This is a genomic window from Immundisolibacter sp. (assembly GCF_028696615.1).
In the GTDB taxonomy this organism is placed as follows: domain Bacteria; phylum Pseudomonadota; class Gammaproteobacteria; order Immundisolibacterales; family Immundisolibacteraceae; genus Immundisolibacter.
Genome location: NZ_JAQVGQ010000139.1, coordinates 1 through 7,382, shown reverse-complemented (window position 1 = coordinate 7,382; position 7,382 = coordinate 1). Strand labels below are relative to the sequence as shown.

8 protein-coding genes and 3 pseudogenes are annotated in these 7,382 nt (G+C 68.9%); 7 read left to right on the top strand and 4 right to left on the bottom strand.

What is annotated here, in order from left to right; genetic code table 11:
* The 3 genes from PHC73_RS09680 to cutA form a co-directional block, all read right to left on the bottom strand.
* On the bottom strand, nucleotides 1-509 hold a 509-nt coding region (locus PHC73_RS09680; RefSeq protein ID WP_300127229.1), incomplete at its 3' end, for a TlpA disulfide reductase family protein.
* 6 nt (nucleotides 510-515) lie between these two features.
* Complete coding sequence (locus PHC73_RS09675) at nucleotides 516-971, bottom strand: protein-disulfide reductase DsbD N-terminal domain-containing protein (RefSeq protein ID WP_300127226.1); 456 nt, start codon at nucleotides 969-971, stop codon at nucleotides 516-518.
* Nucleotides 964-1,293 (bottom strand): divalent-cation tolerance protein CutA, encoded by a 330-nt coding sequence (gene cutA / locus PHC73_RS09670; protein ID WP_300127224.1) that lies wholly within the window; start codon nucleotides 1,291-1,293, stop codon nucleotides 964-966. Before cutA ends, PHC73_RS09675 begins: the two co-directional genes overlap by 8 nt.
* A 290-nt stretch (nucleotides 1,294-1,583) precedes the next feature.
* Between cutA and groES the strand changes: the two genes are divergently transcribed.
* The 7 genes and pseudogenes from groES to PHC73_RS13995 all read left to right on the top strand — a co-directional run.
* Nucleotides 1,584-1,874 carry a co-chaperone GroES gene (groES, locus tag PHC73_RS09665; protein ID WP_300127221.1) on the top strand — a complete coding sequence of 97 codons (291 nt, stop codon included), beginning with the start codon at nucleotides 1,584-1,586 and terminating at the stop codon, nucleotides 1,872-1,874.
* A gap of 39 nt (nucleotides 1,875-1,913) precedes the next feature.
* The gene (groL, locus tag PHC73_RS09660; RefSeq protein ID WP_300127218.1) at nucleotides 1,914-3,563 is read left to right on the top strand and encodes a chaperonin GroEL; all 1,650 of its coding nucleotides are present in this window, start codon (nucleotides 1,914-1,916) and stop codon (nucleotides 3,561-3,563) included.
* Nucleotides 3,564-3,736: 173 nt separating this feature from the next.
* Nucleotides 3,737-4,711 carry a 4-hydroxythreonine-4-phosphate dehydrogenase PdxA gene (locus PHC73_RS09655; protein WP_300127215.1) on the top strand — a complete coding sequence of 325 codons (975 nt, stop codon included), beginning with the start codon at nucleotides 3,737-3,739 and terminating at the stop codon, nucleotides 4,709-4,711.
* A 30-nt stretch (nucleotides 4,712-4,741) separates the two neighbouring features.
* The gene (locus PHC73_RS09650; protein ID WP_300127212.1) at nucleotides 4,742-5,269 is read left to right on the top strand and encodes a DUF2058 domain-containing protein; all 528 of its coding nucleotides are present in this window, start codon (nucleotides 4,742-4,744) and stop codon (nucleotides 5,267-5,269) included.
* A 213-nt stretch (nucleotides 5,270-5,482) separates the two neighbouring features.
* The gene (locus tag PHC73_RS09645) at nucleotides 5,483-5,686 is read left to right on the top strand and encodes a type II toxin-antitoxin system HicB family antitoxin (RefSeq protein WP_300127210.1); all 204 of its coding nucleotides are present in this window, start codon (nucleotides 5,483-5,485) and stop codon (nucleotides 5,684-5,686) included.
* Nucleotides 5,685-5,888, top strand: a pseudogene (locus PHC73_RS09640) (type II toxin-antitoxin system HicA family toxin); the annotation flags it as partial. The gene PHC73_RS09645 and the pseudogene PHC73_RS09640, both read left to right, overlap by 2 nt.
* A 37-nt stretch (nucleotides 5,889-5,925) precedes the next feature.
* A pseudogene (locus PHC73_RS13995) lies at nucleotides 5,926-6,045 on the top strand (transglutaminase family protein); the annotation flags it as partial.
* 67 nt (nucleotides 6,046-6,112) lie between these two features.
* Here PHC73_RS13995 and PHC73_RS09635 read toward each other — a convergent pair.
* Nucleotides 6,113-7,382 (bottom strand): annotated as a pseudogene (locus tag PHC73_RS09635) (pyridine nucleotide-disulfide oxidoreductase); the annotation flags it as partial.

The following is a 7,382-nucleotide window of genomic DNA, read 5'->3' as shown; positions in this document are numbered from 1 at the left end:
CGTTCGAGGTCGGCCGGGTCGGCGCGTCCGGCCAGCCGCGCCAGCACCTTGCCGTCCGGGCCGATCAGCACCGTGTACGGCAGCACGCCGGCGCCGTTGCCCAGGCGCCGGGCGATGTCCATGGCCTCGAGATCACCGACCAGGCTCGGGTAGTTCAACTCGAGACGCTGGGCGAGCTGCCGCGCCGTGTCGGCCTGCTCCACCGCTACGCCCAGAAACTGCACGCCGTGCTCGGCGTAGCGCGTTTGCAGGTCGATGAAATCCGGCATTTCCTCCAGGCACGGCCCGCACCAGCTGGCCCAGAAATTCAGCACCACCGTCTTGCCGGCGAATTCGGACAGGCGCCGCACCCGGCCATCGAGGTCCGGCAGGCTGAAATCCTCCACCGTGGCGGCATCGGCCGCCGGCTGCAGGGTCGGGCCGGGCGCCAGGAATACGCGCAGCGCCACACCGGCGGCGAGCGCAAGCAGCAGCAGCGCGGCGATGCCGAGCCGGCGGGCGAGCGTCATGCGGGATCACTCCGTCAGTTGCAAGTCGACACGGACCGGCGCGTAGCACAGCCGGCCCGCGGCGCAGCCCTGGTAGCGCAGGCCGATGCCGATGCCCGGCCGCGCCGGCAGGTCGAGGCGCAGCGTCGGCGTGCCGCGCAGCACCGCCACGCGGCCGAATTCAGGATCGTCGTACGGCTCGCCGGGCGGCAGCGTCACCGCGAGCGGCGCGCCCGCGGCGTCGGTCAGTTGCAGGCGATCGCGGTACAGGTAGTGGCCGGGCGCGATGGTGAAGCGCAGCTCGAGCCGGCCGTCAGCGCCGCGCAGCAGCTGCGGCGCAAACGCCTGCTCGGCGCTCAGCACAGCCGGCGGGGCGCCCAGCAAATCGGCCAGATCGGCCCACGCCGGCGCTGCCAGCGCCAGCGCGCATGCCAGCAGTCCGGCGCCGGCGCACCGGGCGGCCCGCAGCACACCTTCAGCCACCGCGCCCCTCCAGCCAGGCCAGGTACGCCGGGTTGCCGGCCAGCACCGGCAGCGCCAGCAGCTCGGGCACCTCATACGGATGCAGGTCCAGCAGGCGGCGTTCGAGCGCCGGGTAATCGCCGGCGCGGGCCTTGATCAGCAGCACGCACTCGTCGGTGCGCTCGACCGCGCCCTGCCAGCGGTACACCGAGCGCGCGCCGGGCAGCACCGTCACGCAGGCGGCGAGGCGCTCCTCGACCAGCGTGGTGGCGATGCGCTCGGCGCTGGCAAGGTCGGCGCAGGCCGACAACAGCAGCTGGCAGGGCGGGGCTGCGGTGTCCATGAAAGCCATTCGGTTGTTTGGGCAGCGGGTTGGGTAGCGGGCAACGAGCCGAAACTTCCGGCGATGGACATTCGGCGTCGTCTCGAGCGGCCTTGAAAACGTCCGCCGGACCCCCATGTTGCGCTTGCCTGACCGGGGACGCGCTCGTCACGGCGGGCCCTTGACGCAAAAGGGCTACCGCCTATCATTTAGCACTCTCGGCACGAGAGTGCTAAGGCGTTCCGGCTTGCGCCATCTTCGGGGTGGTGCCGGCAGGCTCGTTCGCGCAAATCCATCACTGGAGGCAAGAAATGAACATTCGTCCCCTTCACGACCGCGTCGTGATCCGTCGCATGGAAGAGGAACGCAAGACCCCGGGCGGCATTGTACTGCCCGACTCGGCCACCGAAAAACCGATCCAGGGCGAGGTGCTGGCGGTCGGTCCGGGCAAGATGCTCGACAACGGCGAGGTGCGCCACCTGCAGGTCAAGGTCGGTGACCGGGTGTTGTTCGGCAAGTACGCCGGCACCGAGGTCAAGCTCGGCGACCAGGAAGTGCTGATCATGCGCGAAGACGACCTGATGGGCGTCATCGAGAACTGAGCGCGCTCCCCACACGACACTCACTGAGGTAAAGCAGCAATGGCAGCCAAACAGGTGCATTTCGGTCTCGACGCCCGCACCGCGATGATGAAGGGCGTCAACGTTCTGGCCAACGCGGTCAAGGTCACGCTGGGCCCCAAGGGCCGCAACGCGGTGCTGGAGAAGTCCTTCGGCGCCCCCACCATCACCAAGGATGGCGTGTCCGTGGCCAAGGAAATCGAGCTGGCCGACAAGCTCGAGAACATGGGCGCGCAGATGGTGAAAGAGGTGGCCTCGCACACCTCCGACGAGGCCGGTGACGGCACCACCACCGCCACCGTGCTGGCGCAGGCGATTGCCGTCGAGGGCATGAAGGCGGTCGCCGCCGGCATGAACCCGATGGACCTCAAGCGCGGTATCGACAAGGCCGTCACCGCCGCCGTCGAGGAGATCAAGAAGCTGTCCAAGCCCTGCACGGACCGCAAGTCGATCGCCCAGGTCGGCACCATCTCGGCCAACTCCGACACCTCGGTCGGCGAGATCATCGCCGACGCCATGGACAAGGTCGGCAAGGAAGGCGTGATCACGGTCGAGGAAGGCCAGAGCCTGGAGAACCAGCTCGAGTTGGTCGAGGGCATGCAGTTCGACCGCGGCTATCTGTCGCCGTACTTCATCAACAACCAGCAATCCATGAACGTGGAGCTGGACAACCCGCTGATCCTGCTCTACGACAAGAAAATCTCCAACATCCGCGAGATGCTGCCGATCCTGGAGGCGGTCGCCAAGTCCGGCCGCAGCCTGCTGGTGGTGGCCGAGGACGTCGAGGGCGAGGCGCTGGCCACGCTGGTGGTCAACAACATCCGCGGCATTGTGAAGGTGTGTGCGGTCAAGGCGCCGGGCTTCGGTGATCGTCGCAAGGCGATGCTGGAGGACATGGCCATCCTGACCGGCGGCACCGTCATCGCCGAAGAGACCGGCATGACGCTCGAGAAGGCCACCCTGGACGATCTGGGTCAGGCCAAGAAGGTGGTGGTCGACAAGGACAACACCACCATCATCGACGGTGCCGGCAAGCCGGAAGACATCCAGGCCCGCATCAAGCAGATTCAGCGGCAGATCGAGGACACCACCTCCGATTACGACCGCGAGAAGCTGCAGGAGCGTGCCGCCAAGCTGTCCGGCGGTGTGGCGGTGATCAAGGTCGGTGCCGCCACCGAAGTCGAGATGAAGGAAAAGAAAGCCCGCGTCGAGGACGCCCTGCACGCCACCCGTGCGGCGGTGGAAGAAGGCGTGGTGCCGGGCGGTGGCGTGGCGCTGGTGCGCGTGGCGTCGAAGATTCGCGACCTGAAGGGCGCCAATGAGGATCAGAACGTTGGCGTGCGCATCGCGCTGCGGGCCATGGACGAGCCGCTGCGCCAGATCGTCGCCAACGCCGGTGAGGAGCCGTCGGTGGTGCTCGACAAGGTGCGCAACAGCCCGGACGTCAACTTCGGCTACAACGCCGGCGCCGGCGAGTTCGGTGACATGGTGGCCATGGGCATCCTGGACCCGGCCAAGGTGACGCGCGTGGCGCTGCAGAACGCCGCCTCGATCGCGGGCCTGCTGATCACCACCGAGTGCGCGGTGGCCGAGGCGCCCGAGAAGAAGGAAGCGGCGGCCGGCGGCATGCCGGGCGGCATGGGCGGCATGGGCGGCATGGACATGATGTAAGCCGGCCCGCCCGGCTGCCCCGGAAAGCGTCGCCCGGGCGACGCCTTCCGAACCCGAACCCCGGGCGCTCAAAAGGCGCCCGGGGTTTTTTATTGCCGCGGCCTGCGTGGTCGTGGGAGGCTTGGCGCCACGCGCATGCGCCCGCGCGCCCGAATGCAACACCGGAGATCATCATGAGTAAACCCACCCTCGCCGTGACCATCGGCGACCCGTGCGGCGTCGGGCCGGAAATCCTCGCCAAGGCCATGGCCACCGGCCAGCCGCAGCGCCTGGCGCGGCTTGCCTTCATCGGCAGCGCCGAGGCCATGCGCCGCGGCGTCGCGGTGGCGGGCGTGGATTTGCAGGTCCAGCCGGTCGCGTCGGTGGACGCGGTGCAAGACGACCCGCGCGTGATCAGCATCCTGGATGACGGCCAGCTCGACCCGGCCGAGATCGTCTACGGCCAGGAGCGCGCCGCTTGCGGCGCCGCCGTGGGACGCTGGATCGATCAGGCACAGGCGCTGGCCAGCGCGGGCAAGGTGGCGGGTCTGGTGATGGGGCCGATCAACTCCGAAGCCATGGCGGCCGCCGGCGCGCTCGGCACGCTGATGAACGCCAAGCCCGGCGAGCGATTGCTGACGCTGTTCTCGGGGCCGCTGCGCATCACGCACATCTTCGATCACGTTTATCTTCGCGACGTCTGCGCGGGGCTGACGGCCGAGCTGGTGGCGCGCTCGATTCGCTTGACGCACGACACGCTGCGCGGCTGGGGTGTCGCAAACCCGCGCATCGGCGTGGCGGGTCTGAACCCGCACGCCCACGGCCCGGAGGAGGACGCCGCCATCACCCCGGGCGTGGCGCGGGCGCGCGCGGACGGCATCGACGTGGCCGGGCCGATTTCGCCGGACACGGTGTTTCGGCACTGCATCGACGGCCGCTACGACGTGGTGGTCGCTATGTGCCACGACCAGGGCCACATCGCGCTCAAGACCTGGGGTTTCGAGGGTAACTGCGGCGGCTTCATCGGCATGCCGTACCTGTTCATGACGGTCGGCCACGGCACCGCCTTCGACATCGCCGGCAAAGGCATTGCCAGTCACGCCATGATGCTGGCGGCGCTGAACCAGTGCGCGCAGTTCGCTGCCGGCAAGGGTTTTGCGGCGGCCTGACAGCGAATCAACACACAAGGACTCGACAACATGGCCAACCTTCTTCAGCAGCAACTGATAAAGGCCGGTCTTGCGACCGCCGAGCAGATCAAGAAGGGCGACCGCCACAAGCGCGGCGAAGACCGCCGCGGCGCGGCCGCCAGCGCGCAGCAGCGCCAGGCACAGCAGAAAAAGCAGGACGCCGACCGCGAACGCAACCGCCAGCAGCAGGAACAGCGCGAGCGCAAGGAGCGCCAGGCGCAGGTGCGCCAGCTCATCGAGAGCAACCGCATCGACCGCAAGGGCGGCGAGGCGGCCTACCAGTTCGTCGAGGCCGGCAAGATTCGCAAGATCTACCTGCACGAGGCGCAGCGCCGGCAGGTGGTGGACGGCCGCCTGGCGGTGGTGCGCCTGGGGCGTAATTTCGAGCTGGTGACGCCGGACGTCGCCGAGCGCATCGCCGAGCGCGACCCGGCCGCCGTGCTGGTGCTGAACCGTCCGGACACAGCGCCGGCGCAGACCCCGGCCGAGCCCGACCCGTACGCCGACTACCCGGTGCCGGACGATCTGATGTGGTGAGCCGGCCGTTCGCGGCTGAAGCCGCTCCTACAGGACAACGCCCGCCCGATCCGAGCCGCTGCCCACAGCCCTCGTAGGAGCGGCTTCAGCCGCGAAAAACCACGTTCAAGCGCAGGCACTGCCCACCGCGCTGCAGCGGGGCTGGCTCGGCGAAGCTGAACTGCCAGCGGCAGAGCATTGGAACGGACTGCCATCGATCCATTTGGTGATGCCATGAAGCTGAAAGTAATCGTTCACGAAGCAGAAGAAGGCGGCTACTGGGCCGAAGTGCCCGCCATCCCCGGCTGCGCCACGCAGGGCGAGACCTTCGATGAGTTGCTCGCCAACCTCTACGAGGCGGTCGATGGCTGCCTGTCGGTGGACCTCGAGGACGTTCCCCTCACGTCGAAGGACAAGGTGCGCGAGATCGCGGTGTGAAGCCGGTTCCGGCAAGGACTTCGCCAGGCTGCTTGAACGCAAGGGCTGGGAGCTGCGGAGGGTCAACGGGAGCCATCACATTTATGCCAAGGCCGGAAGCGTGGAGCGGATTTCCGTGCCCATCCATGGCAACACCCCGCTCAAAACCGGCCTGCTGCGCCGCCTGATGAAGGTCGCCGGCATCGGCGACGAAGACTTGTGATCGGTTGTCGTCGTCATAGCTGGGCCTGTCGCCTGAACCGGTGACCTGCCGCGCATCCGACCTGCTGCGGCACGGCACGGGCTGCTGCTACGCCAAGAGCCATCTGCTGGCGGCACTGTTGCGGGCCAATGGCGTTCCAGCCGGGCTGTGCTACCGGGGCCGCGTGGCGTGCCACGATCCGCTCCCCAAGCCCCTGACTGGCCAATCCAGCGCGCCGGCCAGCCTCACACCGCCGCGCGCAACCCCAGTCGCCGCAGGCTGCGGTCGAGCCACTGCGCGGTGAGCTTTTCCTGCACGCCGTTCTGGCGCAGGCGTTGACCCAGGCAGGCGAAGTCCACCTCGTCCAGCGGCTGGTCCTGGTTGAAGCAGGTGAACACCGGCGCCAGCGGCCGGCCGGTGGTCGGATCGCGCCGGCCCTGCAGGCACTGGGCGCAGATTTCCTTGAGCATGCACTGCATCGGCGAGTTGATGGAACCGATGGCGACGTGGGCCTTGAGGTAGGGTCTCAGCACGCCGTGGCGGGCGGCGGCCACGGCGGCCATCATGCGATCGGAGCCGATGGCGATGATGCGGTCGACTTGGTCCAGCGCGATCGGCGTTTGCCCGAGTTCGCCTGCGGCATACGCCTGCATGGCGGCAACGATGTTGCCGGTGAACGCCCGGTCCTGCGCGCGGCCCGGCGCGAAGCCGGGTGCCTCGTCGCAGGCCCACACCACCACATCCGCGGCGGCTTCGATGTCCGCCACGCGGTAGCGGTCGGCGGCGTGTTTGTAGCCGGCGAAGTAGACGACGCGCGAGCCCGCCGCCCGCAGCGCCTTGCCGATGGACAGCAGCACCGCGTTGCCGAGCCCGCCGCCGGCCAGCAGCACGGTCTCGTTGGTTGGAATCTCGGTCGGTGCGCCGGTCGGGCCCATCAGCACCACCGGCTCGCCCGGTTCGAGGTGCGCGCACAGGTCCGACGAGCCGCCCATTTCCAGCACGATCAGCGCCACCAGACCCCGCTCGCGGTCCACCCAGGCGCCGGTGAGCGCCAGGCCCTCCATGGCGAGCGTGGTGTCGGCGTCGCGCCGGGCCAGCGTCTCGAAGTTCTGCAGGCGGTAGAACTGCCCCGGCTCGAAGCGCTGCGCGGCCAGCGGCGCGTGCAGGACGACTTCGACGATGGTGGGCGTGAGGCGCTCGACACGCTCCACGCGCGCCCGCAGCAGGCCATGCATCCGGGCGTGGAAATCGGCAGCGATCTCGGCGCTGGCCGGCGCGCGCGCAGCCAGCAGGCGGCTGATCACCGGATAGCCGCGCTTGGCGCTCGCCATAGCCTTGACCACGTTGCCGGCGAAGCTCGGGTGCAGGTCACCGAAAAAGCTCACCGCCCGGCCGTCGGCGCGGCGCTGGGTGAGCATCGGCACCTCGCCGGACTTGGCCAGGCGCGGCGCCGGCTGGGGCTCGCCGTGCTCGTCCAGGCTGCGGAAATAGGCGCCGTCGAGCGACAGCGTGCCC